The sequence below is a fragment of the Phenylobacterium sp. genome (genome assembly GCF_030693405.1).
Classification (GTDB): Bacteria; Pseudomonadota; Alphaproteobacteria; order Caulobacterales; family Caulobacteraceae; genus Phenylobacterium.
Genome location: NZ_JAUYAW010000030.1, coordinates 52,518 through 70,549 on the forward strand (window position 1 = coordinate 52,518; position 18,032 = coordinate 70,549).

Annotated in this window: 17 protein-coding genes; 4 read left to right on the forward strand and 13 right to left on the reverse strand. The window is 68.4% G+C overall.

The genetic code is table 11. The annotated features are described in order from the left end of the window. Positions 1-5: 5 nt before the first annotated feature. The 5 genes from clpA to Q8N19_RS05950 all read right to left on the reverse strand — a co-directional run bounded on the left by clpA (position 6) and on the right by Q8N19_RS05950 (position 5,735). Positions 6-2,330 carry an ATP-dependent Clp protease ATP-binding subunit ClpA gene (clpA, locus tag Q8N19_RS05930; RefSeq protein ID WP_305588667.1) on the reverse strand — a complete coding sequence of 775 codons (2,325 nt, stop codon included), beginning with the start codon at positions 2,328-2,330 and terminating at the stop codon, positions 6-8. 10 nt (positions 2,331-2,340) lie between these two features. Beyond that, the gene (clpS, locus tag Q8N19_RS05935; protein WP_293322967.1) at positions 2,341-2,670 is read right to left on the reverse strand and encodes an ATP-dependent Clp protease adapter ClpS; all 330 of its coding nucleotides are present in this window, start codon (positions 2,668-2,670) and stop codon (positions 2,341-2,343) included. Between the two features lie 155 nt (positions 2,671-2,825). Further along, positions 2,826-4,100, reverse strand: coding sequence for a DNA polymerase IV (locus tag Q8N19_RS05940; RefSeq protein WP_305588668.1), 1,275 nt, complete (start codon positions 4,098-4,100; stop codon positions 2,826-2,828). Beyond that, on the reverse strand, positions 4,097-4,993 hold the full coding sequence (locus Q8N19_RS05945; RefSeq protein WP_305588669.1) for an ROK family protein: 897 nt from the start codon (positions 4,991-4,993) through the stop codon (positions 4,097-4,099). The genes Q8N19_RS05940 and Q8N19_RS05945 overlap by 4 nt, the downstream gene beginning before the upstream one ends. 13 nt (positions 4,994-5,006) lie before the next feature. Beyond that, entirely contained in the window at positions 5,007-5,735 is a 729-nt protein-coding gene (locus Q8N19_RS05950; protein ID WP_371133794.1) for a hypothetical protein, read from the reverse strand. Between the two features lie 111 nt (positions 5,736-5,846). Between Q8N19_RS05950 and Q8N19_RS05955 the strand changes: the two genes are divergently transcribed. The 3 genes from Q8N19_RS05955 (at position 5,847) to Q8N19_RS05965 (ending at position 8,013) form a co-directional block, all read left to right on the forward strand. Further along, positions 5,847-6,212 carry a response regulator gene (locus Q8N19_RS05955; protein WP_300577463.1) on the forward strand — a complete coding sequence of 122 codons (366 nt, stop codon included), beginning with the start codon at positions 5,847-5,849 and terminating at the stop codon, positions 6,210-6,212. Between the two features lie 6 nt (positions 6,213-6,218). Beyond that, positions 6,219-7,583 (forward strand): PleD family two-component system response regulator, encoded by a 1,365-nt coding sequence (locus tag Q8N19_RS05960; protein ID WP_305588670.1) that lies wholly within the window; start codon positions 6,219-6,221, stop codon positions 7,581-7,583. 64 nt (positions 7,584-7,647) lie between these two features. Beyond that, positions 7,648-8,013 carry a hypothetical protein gene (locus Q8N19_RS05965; RefSeq protein WP_305588671.1) on the forward strand — a complete coding sequence of 122 codons (366 nt, stop codon included), beginning with the start codon at positions 7,648-7,650 and terminating at the stop codon, positions 8,011-8,013. Between the two features lie 66 nt (positions 8,014-8,079). Here Q8N19_RS05965 and rpmG read toward each other — a convergent pair whose 3' ends face one another. The 7 genes from rpmG to topA form a co-directional block, all read right to left on the reverse strand. After that, positions 8,080-8,247 carry a 50S ribosomal protein L33 gene (rpmG, locus tag Q8N19_RS05970; protein WP_111458827.1) on the reverse strand — a complete coding sequence of 56 codons (168 nt, stop codon included), beginning with the start codon at positions 8,245-8,247 and terminating at the stop codon, positions 8,080-8,082. A 113-nt stretch (positions 8,248-8,360) separates the two neighbouring features. Beyond that, positions 8,361-9,194, reverse strand: coding sequence for a pirin family protein (locus Q8N19_RS05975; protein ID WP_305588672.1), 834 nt, complete (start codon positions 9,192-9,194; stop codon positions 8,361-8,363). 4 nt (positions 9,195-9,198) lie between these two features. Then, positions 9,199-9,756 (reverse strand): NADPH-dependent FMN reductase, encoded by a 558-nt coding sequence (locus Q8N19_RS05980; RefSeq protein WP_305588673.1) that lies wholly within the window; start codon positions 9,754-9,756, stop codon positions 9,199-9,201. Between the two features lie 19 nt (positions 9,757-9,775). Then, positions 9,776-10,486 carry an NUDIX hydrolase gene (locus Q8N19_RS05985; RefSeq protein ID WP_305588674.1) on the reverse strand — a complete coding sequence of 237 codons (711 nt, stop codon included), beginning with the start codon at positions 10,484-10,486 and terminating at the stop codon, positions 9,776-9,778. 64 nt (positions 10,487-10,550) lie between these two features. After that, positions 10,551-12,842, reverse strand: coding sequence for a ribonuclease R (gene rnr / locus Q8N19_RS05990; protein WP_305588675.1), 2,292 nt, complete (start codon positions 12,840-12,842; stop codon positions 10,551-10,553). A 60-nt stretch (positions 12,843-12,902) separates the two neighbouring features. Next, positions 12,903-14,042 (reverse strand): AAA family ATPase, encoded by a 1,140-nt coding sequence (locus Q8N19_RS05995; protein ID WP_305588676.1) that lies wholly within the window; start codon positions 14,040-14,042, stop codon positions 12,903-12,905. A gap of 5 nt (positions 14,043-14,047) precedes the next feature. Then, entirely contained in the window at positions 14,048-16,705 is a 2,658-nt protein-coding gene (gene topA, locus Q8N19_RS06000; protein ID WP_305588677.1) for a type I DNA topoisomerase, read from the reverse strand. Between the two features lie 166 nt (positions 16,706-16,871). Between topA and Q8N19_RS06005 the strand changes: the two genes are divergently transcribed. Then, positions 16,872-17,054 (forward strand): hypothetical protein, encoded by a 183-nt coding sequence (locus Q8N19_RS06005; RefSeq protein WP_305588678.1) that lies wholly within the window; start codon positions 16,872-16,874, stop codon positions 17,052-17,054. 4 nt (positions 17,055-17,058) lie between these two features. On the opposite strand, the gene dprA is transcribed toward Q8N19_RS06005, so the two are convergent. After that, a partial coding sequence (dprA, locus tag Q8N19_RS06010) for a DNA-processing protein DprA (RefSeq protein WP_305588679.1) occupies positions 17,059-18,032 on the reverse strand: 974 nt, incomplete at its 5' end.

Here is an 18,032-nt window from a genome sequence, read left to right on the forward strand (position 1 = left end):
CCAGATCAGTCCGCCAGTTCGGCGGCCGCATCCTTGGACGGATTCTCGATCGTCGGCGCGCCCGGCTCGCGGGAGTCGCCCTCGATCTCGAAGTCCAGCTTGCCGTCCTTGAGCACCACGCGGACGTGGCCACCCTTGACCAGTCGGCCAAACAGGATCTCGTCGGCCAGCGGCTTCTTGATGTGCTCCTGGATGACCCGGGCCAGAGGCCGGGCGCCATAGAGCTCGTCGAAGCCATTGTCGGCCAGCCAGCCGGCCGCCTCGTCGCTGGTCTCGATCGTCACGTGCCGGTCGGCCAGCTGGGCCTCCAGCTGCATGACGAACTTCTGCACCACCTGGCGGATGATTGAGGAGTCCAGCGGGCGGAAGGCCACCACCGCATCGAGGCGGTTGCGGAATTCCGGGGTGAAGACCCGCTTGATCGCCTCTTCGGCCTCATGGTCAGCCTTGCCACGGCCAAAGCCGATGGTGTTGCGCTGCGCATCGGCCGCCCCCGCATTGGTGGTCATGATGAGCACCACATTGCGGAAGTCGATCTTCTTGCCATTGGAGTCGGTCAGCACCCCGTGGTCCATCACCTGCAGCAGGATGTTGTAGACGTCCGGATGGGCCTTCTCGATCTCGTCAAGCAAGACTACGGCGTGGGGATGCTGGTCGACGGCGTCGGTCAGCAGGCCCCCCTGGTCGAAGCCCACATAGCCCGGAGGCGCGCCGATCAGGCGGCTGACCGTGTGCCGCTCCATATACTCCGACATGTCGAAGCGCAGGAGCTCGATGCCCAGCGTCGAGGCCAGCTGACGGGCGGTCTCGGTCTTGCCGGTGCCCGTGGGCCCCGAGAAGAGGTAGCAGCCGATCGGCTTGTTGGGATCGCGCAGGCCAGCCCGGGCCATCTTCATGGCCGCGGACAGCTGGTCGATCGCCTCGTCCTGGCCATAGACCGCCCGCTTCAGGTCGGTCTCCAGCTGCTTCAGCGCCTCGGTGTCGGACTTGGAGACCGACTTCGGCGGGATGCGGGCGATCTTGGCCACCACGGCCTCGATCTCCTTGACCCCGATGGTCTTCTTCCGACGGCTCTCGGGCAGCAGCATCTGACTGGCCCCGGCCTCGTCGATCAGGTCGATCGCCTTGTCCGGCAGCTTGCGGTCGTTGATGTACTTGGCCGACAGCTCGACGGCCGCCTTGAGGGCGTCGTTGGTGTAGCGGAGCTTGTGGAACTCCTCGTAGTAGGTCTTCAGGCCCTTCAGGATCTTGATCGTGTCCTCGAGCGTCGGCTCGTTCACGTCGATCTTCTGGAAGCGCCGGACCAGCGCCCGGTCCTTCTCGAAGTGCTGACGGAACTCCTTGTAGGTGGTCGAGCCCATGCAGCGCAGGGCGCCTGAGGCCAGGGCCGGCTTCAAGAGGTTGGAGGCGTCCATGGCCCCGCCGCTGGTGGCGCCGGCGCCGATCACCGTGTGGATCTCGTCGATGAACAGGATGGCGTCCGGGTGGTTCTCCAGTTCCTTGACCACCTGCTTGACCCGCTCCTCGAAGTCCCCGCGATAGCGGGTGCCGGCCAGTAGCGCCCCCATGTCGAGGGAGAAGATGGTCGCCCCGGCCAGGACCTCGGGCACCTGCTTGTTGACGATCTTGCGGGCCAGGCCCTCGGCGATGGCGGTCTTGCCGACGCCAGGGTCGCCCACCAGCAGCGGATTGTTCTTGGTCCGCCGGCACAGGATCTGGATGCAGCGCTCGACCTCGGCGGCCCGGCCGATCAGCGGATCAACCTTGCCCTCCTTGGCCTTCTCGTTGAGATCGACGCAGTAGGCCTCGAGCGCCTCGCCGCCGGTCTTGACGGTGGGCTTCTCCTCGTCGTCGGCGCCCTTGACGGGCTTGCCCTCGACGCTGGCGCCGGCCTTCTTGGCGATGCCGTGCGCGATGTAGTTCACCGCGTCGTACCGCGTCATGTCCTGCTCCTGCAGGAAGTAGGCGGCATGGCTCTCGCGCTCGGAGAAGATGGCCACCAGCACATTCGCGCCAGTGACGTCCTCCCGTCCGGACGACTGGACGTGGATGACCGCGCGCTGGATCACGCGCTGGAAGCCCGCCGTGGGCTTGGCGTCCTCCCCGTCATCGACCACCAGCGAGCGGAGCTCATTGTCCACATAGCCGGTGAGGGTGGCCCGAAGGGCGCCCAGGTCGACGTCGCAGGCGCGCATGACGGCTGCGGCTTCCTCATCGTCGATAAGCGCCAGGAGCAGATGCTCCAGGGTCGCATATTCGTGCTTTCGCTCATTGGCGTAAGCGACCGCGCGATGCAGTGATTCTTCTAGGGGGCGCGAAAACGAGGGCAATCTGAGCCTCTCAATCCTTTTCCATGGTGCATTGAAGCGGGTGTTGATGCCGCCTGGCGGTATCTACGACCTGCGCGACTTTGGTCTCGGCCACCTCGAAGGTGAAGACACCGCAAACGCCCACGCCATACTGATGAACGTGCAACATGATCCTTGTCGCATCTTCGCGCGACTTGTTGAAAAACTGCTCCAGGACGTAAACGACGAACTCCATCGGCGTGTAGTCGTCGTTCAGCAGCAGGACTCGGTACATGGACGGCTTTTGCGTCTTCGGCTTGGTCTGAGTGATGACCGCCGATTTGACGCCCGTCGACACATCACCTTGCTTGCGCTCGGCCATCGAAAACGTCTCCTGGCGGGAGTCTGGTTCCCGCCGCTAAGGGATTAGATATGGAAAAGGGTCGCGTTTGAAAGGGTTGAAATCGTCGAAGCCCGACCCCAAGCAGCCGACGCCCATCTTTTTATCGTTGCGCCTAGCGCCGTTTTTGCCCCGCCTCAATCCCGATCAGGGGGTTTTGAGCGCAGGGCGCGGCCCCTGGTGAGCGCCTGGGGACCAAATCGCGCCCTTATGGCGTCGGCGGTCTTCTCCTCGGTGAGGATTCGCTGCTCCTCCCCGCCGAACAGCTCGCCAGCCCCTTGTGTGGCGGGCGACAGGTCGCTCAGGCCCACGCCGATCAGGCGAAAGGTGCGACCATCGGCCTCGCGACGCAAAAGCTCGCGGGCGGCGGCGAACAGCGTCCTGGCGGTCTGAGTCGGCTCGGCGAGGGCGCGCCTGCGGGTCAGCAGCCGGAAGTCCGGGGTCTTGAGCTTCAGAGTGACGACGCGACCCGTGACGCCGGCGGCCCGGGCCTGGATCGCCACTCGCTCGCACAGGGGGGAGAGGCGGTCCTCCAGCGCCTCATAGGCGGCGATGTCGGTGTTGAAGGTCGTCTCGGCGCTGATTCCCTTGCGCACCTGGTCGGGGTCCACTGGTCGGGTGTCACGCCCGTGGGCGAGGTCATGGAGGCGAAGGCCGTGGGTCCCGAAGCGGCGGGCCAGGTCCTTCTGCTCCCAGCGGGCCAGGTCGCCGATGGTCCTCAGGCCTGAGCCCTCCAGGGATTTCACCATGGCCGGCCCCACCCCGGGCAGCAGGCCCACGGGCCGGGGCGCCAGGAAGCTCTGCGCCTCGGCCGCGCCGATCACCGAAAAACCCCGGGGCTTGTCCAGGTCCGAGGCGATCTTGGCCAGGAACTTGTTGGGGGCGAGGCCAATGGAGACGGTGAGGCCCGTCTGCGCCTCGATCGCCGCCTGCACCCTGGCCAGGGTCACAGCCGGCGGCGCCCCATGCAGGCGCTCGGTGCCCGACAGGTCCATCCACGCCTCGTCCAGGGACAGGGGCTGCACCAGAGGCGTCAGCTCCGCCAGCAGGCCCATGATGATCTTGCTCTCGGCCTTATACTTGGCGAAGTCCGGCTTGATCACGACGGCCTGGGGGCAGGCGGCCAGGGCCTTGAACATCGGCATGGCCGATCGAACCCCATAGACCCTGGCCATGTAGCAGCAGGTGGTCACCACGCCCCGGACGCCGCCGCCGACGATGACCGGTCGGTCCCGAAGCTCTGGCCGGTCGCGCTTTTCCACCGAGGCGTAGAAGGCGTCGCAGTCCATATGGGCCATGGACAGGTCGAACAGCTCGTCATGCGCCACCAGCCGGGGCGAGCCACAGGATGGGCAGCGCCGGGTGGCCGGCGCCGCGCCGGTCCAGATGCAGTCGCGGCAGAGCGCCTTCATGGCGCCTCGAGCGGCCAGAGCCAGGCCGCCCCTCGCACGCCAGAGGAGTCCCCGTGGACGGCCTGTCGGATGGGGGTGTCGAACCCGTCGGCGAAGACATGCGGCCCGATGGCGCCCGGCAGGCGCTCATAGAGCTCGGCCACATTGGACATGCCGCCGCCCAGCACGATGACGTCGGGATCGATCAGGTCGACCACGCCGGCCAGGGCTCGGCCCAGCCGGTCCATATAGCGCGCCAGGGCGGCTTGCGCCCCGGGCTCGCCCGCCCGCGCCGCCTCGACGATCTCCGGGGCCGTCAGCCCAGCCCCATGGTCGGCGGCCAGGGCGGGGCCGGAAATCCAGGTCTCCAGACAGCCGCGGCGCCCGCACCAGCAGGCCGGTCCGGGATGCTCGTCCGCGGCCGCCCAGGGCAGGGGGGTGTGGCCCCATTCGCCGGCCACGCCGTTCCGCCCCTCGATCAGGCGGCCGTCCACCACCACACCGCCGCCGCAGCCGGTGCCGAGGATGGCGGCGAACACCACGCCTGCGCCGGCGCCTGCCCCATCGGCGGCCTCCGAGAGGGCCAGGCAGTTGGCGTCATTGGCCAGGCGCACGGGACGGGCCAGCGCGATCTCCAGATCCTCTCCGAACCGCTCCCCGTTCAGCCAGACGGAGTTGGCGTTGCGGATCAGGCCGGTCCGCGGCGAGATCGAGCCGGGCATGCCGACCCCGATCCGCGCCGCTCTCGCGCCGGCCTCAGCCTCCACGGCGGCCACCAGGTCGGCCACGACGGACAGCGCGGGCTGATAGGCGCCCGGATTGGGTCTGCGCAGGCGGGCGATGATGTCGCCGCCGGCGTCCAGGGCGGCGGCCTCAATCTTGGTGCCGCCGAAATCGACCCCGATGCGGATCATGGTCGGGTCGGCGTCAGGAGATCGAATCGGCGATGGCGATGCGCAGGGCGTCCCAGTCATCGATCCGGGTGTGCCGGTCCGGCGCGGCCGGCGCCAGGGGCCGCAGGCGCTCGTCGGCCACATGCTGGAAGCGGGCGACCTTGGGCGCGGTGTCGGCCACGGAGTCCAGATTGGGCAACAGGTCGTCGATGAAGGCGGCCGGTCCCTTCACCTGCTCGGCCAGCGCCGCGGCCAGCGGGCCCTTGGGCCCTGTATTGAGCAGGAGGGGATAGTCCAGGCCGTTGCGGCCCAGCCAGCGAGCCCGGGCCAGACGGCCCTGGCCTGGCGCATTGGTGAGGATCACCACGCCGGCCTTTTCCGCCAGACGGCGCAGGGCCTCGGCCGCGCCCTGCGCCACCCGCATCTCGCCCGACCCATAGCGGAAGAAGTCGTCATAGTGCCGGCGGCCTTCCTCGATCGCCAGGTGAGCCTCTTCGCCCGGGCGATAGATGTTCTGGAACAGGGCGAACCGCTCCACCCGGAACTCCAGCCCACGGGTTTCCAGGAAGGCGCCGAAGCCCTCCATGAAATGCCCCAGCACCTCGTCCACATCGACGATCACCAGGGGGCGGCCGGGGTCGATCCCCAGGGCCTCCACCTGCGGGGGGCGGGCGCGGTCCCGGGGGCTCGGCGCAGGGCCAGCCGCCCGTGACGTGGTCACCGGATCAGGGACGGGCGGGGTGGGGTGCGGCGTGTCGACCACTGGCTCTCTCGTGCGGCTAACGCCAGTTTAAGGATATCCGTGGGATCAATGGAACCAAAGGTGGGGTCGGCGGCAGATTCGCTGGCCGACAAGAGCATCGTCGGGATGACCATGGCCAAGAAGGTCCTCATCGTCGAGGATAACGAGCTGAACATGAAGCTCTTTCATGATCTGCTCGACGCGCAAGGGTATGAGACCCTGCAGACCCGCGAAGGTCTGCAAGCCCTCTCATTGGCCCGTGAGCACCGTCCCGACCTCATTCTCATGGACATCCAGCTGCCGGAGATTTCCGGGCTGGAGGTCACCAAGTGGCTCAAGGAAGACGATGAGCTGGCCCACATCCCTGTGGTCGCCGTCACCGCCTTCGCCATGAAGGGCGATGAGGAGCGTATCCGCGAAGGCGGCTGCGAGGCCTATATCTCCAAACCGATTTCGGTGTCGCACTTCCTCGACACGATCCGCCGACTCCTGGGGTAGGCCGCCATGTCCGCACGCATCCTGGTCGTGGACGATATCGAGGCCAACGTCCGGCTGCTCGAAGCCAAGCTGAGCGCCGAGTACTACGAGGTGCTGACGGCCTATGATGGCCCGACCGCACTGGCCATGGCTGCGGCCGAGCAGCCTGACATCGTCCTGCTCGACGTGATGATGCCCGGCATGGACGGCTTTCAGGTCTGCCGCCGGCTGAAGGATGACCCCGAGACCCGGCACGTGCCTGTGGTGCTGGTCACCGCCCTGGACGGCCGCGCCGACCGGATCGCGGGCCTTGAGGCCGGGGCTGATGAATTCCTGACCAAGCCCATCGACGACGTCATGCTGTTCGCCCGGGTGCGCAGCCTGACCCGCCTGAAGACGGTCATCGACGAGCTGCGGGTGCGTGAGGCCTCAGGCCGCCGCATCGGCGTCATCGCCGGCGCGGGCTCGCGCCTCGGCGGCACGGGCGGTCGGGTGCTGATCGTCGATGACCATGAGCGCCAGGCCCAGCGGGTCGCCGCCGAGCTCTCCATCGAACACCGCCCGGTCATCGAGTCGGAGCCGGAAAAGGCCCTGCTGACGGCCCGCGGCCCTGTGGACCTGGTGATCGTCAATGTCACGGCCCGCAGCTTCGATGGCCTGCGCTTCTGCGCCCAGCTGCGCTCGGACGAGGCCACCCGCCACCTGCCCATCCTGGCCATTGTCGATTTCGATGAGCGGCCGCGGCTGATGAAGGCCCTGGACATCGGGGTCAACGACCTCCTGTCCAAGCCCATCGACCCCCAGGAGCTGTCGGCCCGGGCGCGGACCCAGATCCGCCGCAAGCGTTACACCGACTATCTACGGGACAATCTCGACCATTCCCTGGAGCTGGCGGTTACCGACCAGCTCACCGGCCTGCACAACCGCCGCTACATGACCGGCCAGCTCGAAGCCCTGGTCAAGCGCGCCGCCCACGGGGGCGAGCCGGTGGCGGCCCTGCTGATCGACATCGATCACTTCAAGAAGATCAATGACGGCTACGGCCACGATGTGGGCGACGAGGTGCTGCGGGAATTCGCCGTGCGCCTGGCCTCCAACGTCCGGGCTGTGGACCTGCCCTGTCGCTATGGCGGCGAGGAGTTCGTGGTGGTCATGCCCGGCACCCGCATCGAGGACGCCGAACGCATCGCCGAACGGATCCGTCTGCACGTGGCCGGCTCGCCCTTCCGGGTCGCCCAGGGGACGGAACTCCTGACCGCCACCATCTCCATCGGCGTGGCCGCCACCCTCGGCCCCGACGACACCCCTGACACCCTGCTCAAGCGGGCCGACGAGGGCCTCTATGAGGCCAAGTCCTCAGGCCGCAACAAGGTCATATCCCGGGCGGCGTAAGGCCGTAGCCAGGCTTCCGCCTGAGGTATAGCGTCTTCCCAAACAACAACCTGGGGAGGTGGAGATGATACTTGTTTCGGCTTGGGTGGCCATTGCGTTCGGGACGCTGGGCGCGGTCCTGGAAGTCCTTCGAAACTGGCCGGATTGGCAGTGGTGGCCCTTCTGGGTCGTCGACTATGTCGCTGCTGGTCTGCTGATCGTTGGCGGCGTTCTCGCGCTACGGCGTCGCGGCGAGCGGGTGCTGGCGGCCGGTTGGGGCTTTGCCTGCGCCATGTTCTGGATGTCGTTCTTTAGCCACCTGGGCGGCCTGCGCGAGGCCGTGGAGGTCAGCGCCCGAGAGCAGCGTCTGACGCTCATCATCGGGGTCATGTTTGCAGTGACGGCCTGCGGCCTGTTGCTGACCCTGCTCGGCCGGTCGCGGCGGCCATAGGCGACAAACGCAAAACGCCCGGCTGATCCAGCCGGGCGTTTCCTTGTTCGCGTGCGCGAGGCGATCCTACTTGATCTTACCTTCGCGGAACTCGACGTGCTTGCGCACGACGGGGTCGTACTTCTTCATGACCAGCTTGTCGGTCTTGGTGCGGGCGTTCTTCTTGGTCACGTAGAAAAAGCCGGTGTCCGCCGAGGAGTTCAGGCGGATCTTGATGGAAGCTGGCTTCGCCATGGTCGGTCCTCGCGGGGCCGGGCAAGCGCGCTTACCCCGGCAGTCATTTCGAATGAGCCGCGGACAATACGAATCCGCAGACCAAAGTCAATGCGGGAGGGCGTCGTTTGACCTCAGCCCCGAACCGCGGTCAGCCGCCCCGTCTGATAGTCCAGGAACGCCTGGCGGATTTCGTCCACGGTGTTCATCACGAAGGGGCCGTGGGCGACCACGGGTTCGTCGATGATGGGCGCGGCGTAGAAGAGGGCGCGCACGGCCGTCCTGGCGCTCACCGGCAGGACGTCGTCGGCCTCGGCGACATGCGCCCAGGCGTGCTGGTCAGCCTTCACGGGGGCCTCACCTGTCCCGACCTGGGCCTCGCCCTCCAGGACCAGCAGGAAGCCGCGCCAGCCGGCCTTCAGGGGCAGGGCCAGGGCGGCGCCCGCCTCCAGGCGCAGGTCCATCAGGGCCAGCGGCCAGAGGCTGCCATGGGGCCGGCTCTCGCCCCCCAACTCGCCGGCATAGAGCCTGGCCTCATAGCCTTCGCCGGTGATCAGGGCGGCTTCGGCGGCCCGCTGGTCGCCATAGCGGGCCGGGGTCATCTTTTTGGCGGCCGGCAGGTTCAGCCACAGCTGCAGGGAATGGACGCCCCGCGGTCCCGGCATCTCCGAATGCATCACCCCGCCGCCGGCGGTCATGAACTGGACGTCGCCCGCCTCAAGTTCGCCGTGGGCGCCGGTGTGGTCCTCATGGATCATCTGGCCTTCGAGGATGAAGGTCACCGTCTCCATCCCCCGGTGGGGGTGGGTAGGGAAGCCGGCCGGCGGGGCGAACCAGTCCTCGGCCAGGAACAGGAAGGGGCTGTAGGGACGGTGGTCCTGCGGCGCGATGATCAGCCGGTTCTGGTGACGGGGACCCAGCACATTGCGGGGGCCGGCGGTCTCGATGCGGTCGATCGCAAGCGCCATCGGTTCAGCCGTTGATCCTGGCGATCCAGGCGGCGAACTTGTCGCCCCAGCCCTCGATGAAGGCTGCGAACTTGGGATCGGAAAAGCCGCCGCCCTCCGTGTAGTGCTCGTCCTTGTGGGTGAAATAGATCTGCGGCATGCCCATCACCGCCACATTGATGGCGGTCAGCACATTGCGCAGGTCCACCTGGGCCGCGGCCGTGCCCACGGCGCCTGGGGTGGAGCCGGCGATGGCGGCGGGCTTGCCGGCCCACACGCCTTGGCCCGGAGGCCGTGAGGCCCAGTCGATGGCGTTTTTCAGCACGCCCGGCATGGAGCGGTTGTATTCCGGGGTCACGAACAGGACGGCGTCGGCGGCCTTGATCGCGTCCTTGAAGGCGATGACCGCGGCCGGCGGATCGGCCTCGTGGTCCTGGTTGTAGAGCGGCACATCAGCGTAATCGACGATCTGCAGGTCGAGCCGGGGGGCGATGGTCTTGGCGATGGCCTGGGCCAGACGCCGGTTCACGGACTGGGCGCGAAGACTGCCGATGATGACGGCGACCTTGGGTCGATCGGACATGCGGACTCCTGAATGGTTTCTAGAGGTGGCCGAGCTTATGGCCCTTCACCCCGAAACGCATATAGGGGGACGGACGCTCCGGATCATCCAGGCGAAGCACCGCTTCCTTGATCATGGTCCGCGTGACCATGGGCAGCTCAAGGCCCAGCGCATCGTCGAAATCCACCCAGGCGATCTCCTCCAGCTCCCCGCAGTCGGGCTGACGGTCGAGGCTGACCAGCCGCTCGGCGTCGGCCATCAGGAACCAGGTGTCGAACCGCTTGGCCAGCATGGGCGGGGTGACCGCCCGGGCGATGATCTCCATGGCCTCCAGGTCGGCCATGGCGCCTTGCGCCAGGAACTCCCGCCAGGGGCCGACACCGGGCCTCGGCGGGGCCTTCTTGGCCAGCAGGAGGCCCGCCTCCTCGAAGGTCTCGCGGATGGCGGCCATGGCGAGCGCCCGGCCGCGGCCAGGCTTGATGTGCCGGTCGAACTTGGCCGCCACCTCGGGGCGCAGGTCGGTGGCGTGGGGGGCGCGGAAGTCGGCCCGGTCGATGCGCCCGCCCGGGAACACCCACAGATTGGGCATGAAGTCGTGGCCGCTGTTGCGCTTGCCCATCAGGACGCGCGGCTTGGCGGCGTCCCGGCGGACCAGGATGATAGTGGCCGCATCCCGCGGCTTCACGGCTCGGGCGCCTTCGGGGCGCATCCGGCCCCCCTCGGGGCGGCGGGGAATCTCTGCGTCAGTCATGAAACAACTGTATGACCGACGCCGGACCTTGAGGAAGGCTGACCTTAGGTCAATTTCGTGCGGCTCACCGCCGCCGGTGCTTGCCGCCTTGCCGGGGCAGGGGTGGGCGGCCGGCCTTGCGGCGGATGCCTAGGCGCGGGCGCGGGGCGGTGGGGTCGGGCGCAGCCGGCTCGCTCAGCATCTCGAACAGCAGGCCGCCGGTGATCGGGGTCGCTTCGCGCAGCCTCACCTCAACGCTCATGCCCAGGGGCCAGCGGGCGCCGGAGCGCTCGCCGATCAGGGCGTGCATCTTCTCATCGTGGATGAAGAACTCATCCCCCAGATTGGAGATCGGGATCAGGCCGTCGGCGCCGGTCTCGGCCAGGCGGATGAACAGGCCAAAGCGGGTCACCCCAGTGATGCGGCCATGGAAGGTCGCGCCCACCTTGTCGGACAGGAAGGCGGCCACATAGCGGTCAGTGGCGTCGCGCTCGGCGGCCATGGCCCGGCGCTCGGCATGGGTGATCTCCTCGGCCGTGGCCTTCATGTGGGAGATGTCCCAGTCGCTGAGACCGTCGGGTCCACCGGGCAGGTTGAGGCTAAGCGCGCTGATCAGGCCCCGGTGGACGATGAGGTCGGCGTACCTGCGAATAGGCGACGTAAAGTGCGCATAACGGGCCAGATTCAGGCCGAAATGGCCGATATTGTCGGTGGAATAATGGGCCTGCATCTGGGTGCGCAGGACCACCTCATTGACGATCTCCGCGTGCGGCCCCTCCCGGGTCAGGTCCAGCAGGCGGTTGAAGCGGTCGGTGCGGACGGCCTCGCCCTTGGACCAGTTCACCGAGATCGAGCCCAGGAATTCCCCAAGCGAATCAATCTTCTCCGGGCTCGGGGCATCATGGATGCGGTAGATCAGCGGGGTCCGCTTGGCCTCCAGGGTCTCGGCCGCGCAGACATTGGCCTGGATCATCATCTCCTCGATCAGCTTGTGCGCCTCGAGGGACGGTCGCGGGGTGATCGAATCGATCTTCCCATCGTCGCCGATGACGATGCGACGCTCAGAGCTTTCGATGGCCAGCGGCGAGCGGGCTTCGCGGCCCTTTTTGAGGGTCAGGTAGGCGGCCCAGAGGGGCTTGAGGATGGGGTCGAGGAGGGGGCCGGCCTTGTCGTCGGGGCGGCCGTCGATGGCGTCCTGGGCCTGTTCGTAGGCGAGCTTGGCGGCCGAGCGCATCAGGCCGCGGACGAACCTGTGGCTGCGCTTGCGACCATTGCGGTCGAAGACCATCCGCACGGCCATGCAGGCCCGGGTCTCGCCCTCGCGCAGGGAGCAGAGGCCGTTGGAGAGCCGTTCGGGCAGCATGGGCTCCACCCGGTCGGGGAAGTAGACGCTGTTGGCCTTGTCCCGGGCCTCGCGGTCCAGGGCGCCGGCCGGGCGGACATAGGCGGCCACGTCGGCGATGGCGACCCAGACGATCCAACCGCCCTCATTGGCCGGGTCCTCGTCGGCCTGGGCGTAGACGGCGTCGTCATGGTCCCGGGCGTCGGCGGGGTCAATGGTGATCAGCGGCAGGTCGCGCAGGTCCTCGCGGCCAGCCAGGGTCGGCGGTTGGGCGGCCTCGGCTTCGGCGACAGCCTCGTCGGAAAAGCCGGTGGGAATGCCGTGGCTGTGGATGGCGATCAGACTGGCGGCCCGAGGTTCGTCCTCGCGGCCCACCACCTCGAGCACCTTGCCGCGCTTGGGGCCGTGATGGCGCTCGGCGGTCCCCACCTGGGCCAGGACCAGGTCGCCGTCCTTGAGCTGGCCGTCGTCGAAGACGATGAGGCTTTCCTTGGACTTGCGGTCCACCGGTTCGATGCGGACCTCGCGGCGGTGCTTGCGCACCACGCCCAAGACACGGTGGGCGCTCTGGCCAAGGCGCTTGATCAGCCGGGCCTCGGTCTCGCCGCTCTCCAGGGTGACGAAGCGCACCAGCAGCCGGTCGCCGAGGCCCGGCGCGCCCGCCACTTCCTCGGCCTTGTCCGGCGCCAGATGGACCAGCGGCGTGTCCTCCGCCCCCTTGGTCAGGCGGACGAGCAGGTCGCCATCGGTGTCGCGCTCGACCACGTCGACGACGCCCACAGGGGGCAGGGCGCCGGCCTCGGCCACGCCCTTGCGGCCCCGGCGGCCCAGCAGGCCCTCGGCCTGCATTTCCTTCAGCATCTCCCGCAGGGCCCGGCGGTCGACGCCCTTGAGTCCGAAGGCCCGAGCCAGTTCGGCGCGGTCGGTCTCGCCGGTTTCGCGGATGAACTTCTGCAGGGTCTCGCGGTCGGGCATGCCCTGGGGCGGACGTGAGGCGGGGCGTGTGGCGGAACGGGGGGAGCGGGGCTTGGCCATGGCCCCTTCTAACGCGGGAATCGGCGCTCGGCTTCACCAAGTGCGACGCAAGGGGACGCCTCAGTCGTCCTCATCGTCGCGGAAAGCGCCGAACAGGGTCAGGCCCTCAATGGTGGTGGCGCCGTCGGTCTTGCGGACGGTGCGCACGGCGCCGTGGTCCTTCAGGGCGTGAGCCAGGCGCTCGGAGTGGGTGACCAGCCAGACCTGGGTCCGCTCCGAGGCCTTGGCGATCAGGGCGGCCAGGGGCTCCATCAGATCGGGATGCAGGCTGGCTTCGGGCTCGTTGAGCGCGATGAAGGGCGGCAGGCGATAGGCCAGCAGGGCGCCGGCCAGGGCCAGGAAGCGCAGGGTCCCGTCCGACAGCTCGGCGGGCTCAAAGACGCGCTGTGGAAACTCCGGCAGGCGCAGGCCGAAGGTGGCTGTCCGCTCCGGAAACGGCAGGCTGAGCACCGCGCCCGGAAAGGCGCTGGCCACCGCCTCGTCCAGGTCGCTCCGATCCTGCCGGATGTGGGCGAGGGTGGCGAAGACCGCCGCCAGGTTGGACCCGTCCGAGGCGAGCGTCGGGGCGGCCACGGCGACGCAGGGGCGGCGCAGGGCTGAGTCCGCATCGGTGCGGACGTCATGATAGAAGCGCCATTCCAGCAGGGTGCGCCGCACGGCGTCGAGCTCCGGATAGCGGCCAGGATCCTCCAGGCGTCCCAGCAGGGTCTCGGACGAGAGCAGATCGATGTCGAGGTCGGCGGGGCGGCCCTCGGCGTCCCTGGCCATCACCGAGGCGTTGCGGCGCTCCACCAGGCGCGACCGGCGCTGGCCCGACAGATAGGTCAGGGTCTCCACCTTAACCTGGGGCTCCAGGTCGAAGGCCGCGGCGGTGACCTTCTGGGGAAAGCCCGCCTCCACCTCATAGCGGAAGGCGCTGTTGCGGGCGCCAGGCGCGGCCAGGGTGACCGACAGGGCGATCCGCGTTGGCTCCTTGGCCTTGCGGGGGCCGGCCCACATGGCCAGGTCCAGGCCCTCGGCGGCCAGGCGTGCGCCCAGCTGGTTCTGGGCGGCGGCCTGCAACAGGTCCAGCGCCCGGTAGAGGTTGGACTTGCCGACGCCATTGGCGCCGACAAACACGTCCAGCCGCGACATCGGATAGGTGATGGCCCGCAGCGACCGGTAGCCCGAAACCGAGACCTCGCGGACGGGCAGGTCCACCGGTCTTAACTCGCCGCGGTTTTCTTGGCCGGCGCCTTCTTGGCCGCGGGTTTTTTGGCCGCCGGCTTCTTGGCGGCAGGCTTTTTCGCGGCCGTCTTGGCGGCCGGCGCCTTTTCCGCCTTCTCGGCCTTGGGCTTGGCGGCCGCCTTCTTCACCGGTTTTTTCTTGGTCCCGCCCTTGGCCTCGCGCTCGGCCAGCAGGGCGACCGCCTGCTCCAGGGTCACCTCCTGGGGATCGCCACCCCGGGGGATGTTGGCGTTGGTGGCGCCGTGCTTGATGTAGGGGCCAAAGCGTCCCGACAGGATGCGCACCGGCGCGCCATCGGCCGGGTGGACGCCCAAGTCCTTCAGCGCTGCGGCCTCGCCGCGTCGTCCCTTGCCACCGGCCTTCTTCTCGGCGATCAGGGCCACGGCGCGGTTGAGGCCCACCTCGAACACCTCGTCGATGCTCTCCAGATTGGCGTAGGCGCCGTTGTGCTGGACGAAGGGGCCGTAGCGGCCGAGTCCGGCCAGGATCATCTGGCCGTCCTCGGGATGCTCGCCCACTTCGCGGGGCAGGCGCAGCAGGCGCAGGCCCTTTTCCAGATCCATGGCGGCCGGCGACCAGGTCTTGGGCAGGCTGGAGCGCTTGGGCTTGTCGCCCTCGCCAAGCTGCACATAGGGGCCAAAGCGGCCGTTCTTCAGATGGACGATCAGGCCGGTTTCAGGATCGGTCCCCAGCTCCCGGTCGGCGTTCGCCGCATCGGTCTCATCGCCCTCGCTCTGGGCGATGGGGCGGGTGAAGCGGCATTCGGGATAGTTGGAGCAGCCGATGAAGGCGCCGAACTTGCCGGTCTTCAGGGACAGCTGGCCGGTGGCGCAGGTGGGGCAGGCCCGGGGATCGGAGCCATCAGCCTTCTGCGGGAAGATGTGAGGGCCGAGCGCCTCGTTCAGGGCGTCCAGAACGTTGGTCACCCGCAGCTCGGAAATCTCGCCGACCGCGGCGTGAAAGTCCTGCCAGAACTCCCGCAGCAGCACCTTCCAGTTCAGCTCGCCGGCCGAGACCAGGTCGAGCTTCTCCTCCAAGGCGGCGGTGAAGTCGTATTCCACATAGCGGCGGAAGAACTGCTCCAGGAAGGCGGTGACCAGCCGGCCCTTGTCCTCCGGGACAAAGCGGTTCTTGTCCATCTTCACATAGTCGCGGTCCCGCAGCACGGTGAGCACCGAGGCATAGGTCGAGGGCCGGCCGATGCCGAGCTCCTCCATCTTCTTGACCAGGCTGGCTTCGGAATAGCGGGGCGGCGGCTCGGTGAAGTGCTGGGCAGCCCGGGCGGCGGCGACCTTGGCGGCCGCGCCCTGGCTGACCTGTGGCAGGCGGCCGGACTCTTCGTCGTCGGCGTCGTCGCGGCCCTCTTCATAGACGGCCAGATAGCCGTCGAACAGGATCACCTGGCCGGTGGCGCGCAGGCCGGTCTGGCCGTCGGCGCTCTCCAGCTCGATGGTGGTGCGCTCGATGCGGGCGCTCTCCATCTGGGAGGCGATCATCCGCTTCCAGATCAGTTCGTAGAGCCGGCCAAGATCGCCGTCGAGGCGCAGGGAGCCGGGATTGCGGGCCAGGCTGGTGGGCCGGATCGCCTCGTGGGCCTCCTGGGCGTTCTTGGCCTTGGTGCGATAGATGCGCGCCTGCTCGGGCACATATTCCTTGCCGTAGACGCCGCCGATCACCTGACGGGCCTCGTCCAGGGCCTCGGGCGCAGCCTGCACGCCGTCGGTCCGCATATAGGTGATCAGACCGACGGTTTCGCCGCCGATATCGACGCCCTCATAGAGCTTCTGGGCCGCCTGCATGGTCCGCTGGGCCGAGAAGCCGAGCTTGCGCGAGGCCTCCTGCTGCAGGGTCGAGGTGGTGAAGGGCGGGGCGGGCGAGCGCTTGGCCGGCTTCTTCTCCACCGAGGCGACGGTGAAGCTGGCGGCCTGGACGGCGGCCTTGGCGGCCTCTGCGGCGGCCGCGTCGCCCAGGTCGAACTTGGTCAGGCGCTTGGCCTGATGCTTGACCAGGCGGGCGACAAAGGGATCGCCGCCGGCCGACACGTCGGCGTCGACGGTCCAGTATTCCTGGGTCTTGAAGCGCTCGATCTCGAGCTCACGGTCGACGATCAGGCGCAGGGCCACCGACTGGACCCGGCCGGCCGAGCGGGAACCCGGCAGCTTGCGCCACAGCACAGGCGAGAGGGTGAAGCCCACCAGGTAGTCGAGGGCGCGGCGGGCGAGATAGGCCTCCACCAGCTCCATGTCGATGTCGCGGGGGGCCTTCATCGCCTCGGTCACGGCGGACTTGGTGATGGCGTTGAACACCACCCGCTGGACCTTGGCGTCCTTGATGACCTTTTTCTTCTGCAGGACCTCCAGCACGTGCCAGGAGATGGCCTCGCCTTCGCGGTCGGGGTCGGTGGCCAGGATCAGGCGGTCTGCGCCCTTCATGGCGTCGGCGATGTCATTGAGCCGCTTGGCGGACTTGGCGTCCACATCCCAGCTCATGGCGAAGTCATCGTCGGGCCGGACCGAGCCATCCTTGGGGGGCAGGTCTCGCACATGGCCGTAGGAGGCCAGGACGATATAGTCCGACCCCAGGTACTTATTGATGGTCTTGGCCTTGGCCGGGCTCTCGACGACGACGACGTTCATTTATGGAGCTTTGACTGAAGGTTCGGCGAGCAAAACGCCCGGAACACAAAGGCGCGAAAGGTGGGCCGCGTGGGAGGGCGATGTCAACCAGGGTGAAAACTCAACCTGGAGTGTCGCGGCAATCGTATTTGGTGTGGATGACGAATCCGCGTAGAGGCGGTGTCTGATGCTCGCCCCACTGCCGCCCGACGCCTCGCCACAACAGGTCGTCCTCTTCATCGAGGAGATCCTGCGGGACCTTTCGGAGCTGGCCGCAGTGAAGGGGTATCGGGGTCTGGCCACCACCCTGATGGTCGCCGCCCTGGAAGCGGCCCGCGCCTCGGCCGGAGCGCCTGACGCCGAAACCTGAGGCTTCATGCGCGCGCCGCCAGACCGCCGGGCAGCAGTTCGGCCCGTCCGGCCAGAGCCAGCTCCACCAGGGCGGCGGCCACAGCGCCTGGCTCACGGCCGGTGGCGCGGACAAGCTCGTCGCGTGACACGGGCGTTGGCGAGAGCAAGGCAGCCACCTTCTCGGTGAGGCCGTGATCAGACTCGGTGATGTCGGGCGCGCTTTGGAAGCCAGCCCCTGGCTCGGCGAGCCCGCCAAGCGTCTCCAGGGCTCGCAGGACGTCACCGGCGCCTTCGCACAGCGCCGCCCCCTGGCGGATCAGGTCATTGGTCCCACGGGCGCGGGGATCGAGGGGCGAACCCGGCACCGCCAGCACCTCGCGGCCCTGTTCGGCGGCCAGACGGGCGGTGATCAGGGAGCCCGAGCGCAACTCGGCCTCGACCACCACCACGGCGCGGGAGAGGCCGGCGATGATCCGGTTACGGCGGGGGAAGTCCCGGGCCTGGGCCTGGCGTCCGGGAGGATGCTCGGCCACCACGCAGCCCTCGGCCACCAGCCGCTGATAGAGGTCGCGGTGTTCCGGGGGGTAGATGTCGTCTACTCCGCCGCCCAGGACGGCGATCGTTCCCTGCTCCAGCGCGCCCTCGTGGGCGGCCCCGTCGATGCCCCGGGCCATGCCAGAGACGATGACGTGTCCGACCTGACCCAGTTCGGCGGCGAGGCCGCGAGCGAATCGCTGGCCGCCGGCGGAGGCCACTCGCGCGCCGACGATGGCGATCACCGAGCGGTCCAGAAGGCTGACGTCCCCTCGCGCCCAGAGCAGGGGCGGGGGCGGGTCAAGGGCCGCCAGCGCCTGGGGGAAATCGGGATCGCAGGCGCAGATCAACTGGGCGCCGAGGGCTTCGCCGGCGTCCAGTTCGGCCTGCGCCTCGGCCGGAGTCGGGATGGTCGGCGGTCGGCTGCGCCCGCCGCGGCGGGCGAGCTCCGGCAGGGCCTCCA

Bases quoted from the DNA above. Each gene is read 5' to 3' on its own strand.
- Q8N19_RS06005 (WP_305588678.1), top strand. From the start codon at position 16,872: ATGCTCGCCCCACTGCCGCCCGACGCCTCGCCACAACAGGTCGTCCTC.
- Q8N19_RS05980 (WP_305588673.1), bottom strand. From the start codon at position 9,756: ATGTCCGATCGACCCAAGGTCGCCGTCATCATCGGCAGTCTTCGCGCC.
- Q8N19_RS05985 (WP_305588674.1), bottom strand. From the start codon at position 10,486: ATGACTGACGCAGAGATTCCCCGCCGCCCCGAGGGGGGCCGGATGCGC.
- Q8N19_RS05955 (WP_300577463.1), top strand. From the start codon at position 5,847: ATGGCCAAGAAGGTCCTCATCGTCGAGGATAACGAGCTGAACATGAAG.
- rnr (WP_305588675.1), bottom strand. From the start codon at position 12,842: ATGGCCAAGCCCCGCTCCCCCCGTTCCGCCACACGCCCCGCCTCACGT.
- Q8N19_RS05965 (WP_305588671.1), top strand. From the start codon at position 7,648: ATGATACTTGTTTCGGCTTGGGTGGCCATTGCGTTCGGGACGCTGGGC.
- clpS (WP_293322967.1), bottom strand. From the start codon at position 2,670: ATGGCCGAGCGCAAGCAAGGTGATGTGTCGACGGGCGTCAAATCGGCG.
- topA (WP_305588677.1), bottom strand. From the start codon at position 16,705: ATGAACGTCGTCGTCGTCGAGAGCCCGGCCAAGGCCAAGACCATCAAT.
- Q8N19_RS05960 (WP_305588670.1), top strand. From the start codon at position 6,219: ATGTCCGCACGCATCCTGGTCGTGGACGATATCGAGGCCAACGTCCGG.
- Q8N19_RS05975 (WP_305588672.1), bottom strand. From the start codon at position 9,194: ATGGCGCTTGCGATCGACCGCATCGAGACCGCCGGCCCCCGCAATGTG.
- Q8N19_RS05940 (WP_305588668.1), bottom strand. From the start codon at position 4,100: ATGAAGGCGCTCTGCCGCGACTGCATCTGGACCGGCGCGGCGCCGGCC.
- rpmG (WP_111458827.1), bottom strand. From the start codon at position 8,247: ATGGCGAAGCCAGCTTCCATCAAGATCCGCCTGAACTCCTCGGCGGAC.
- Q8N19_RS05945 (WP_305588669.1), bottom strand. From the start codon at position 4,993: ATGATCCGCATCGGGGTCGATTTCGGCGGCACCAAGATTGAGGCCGCC.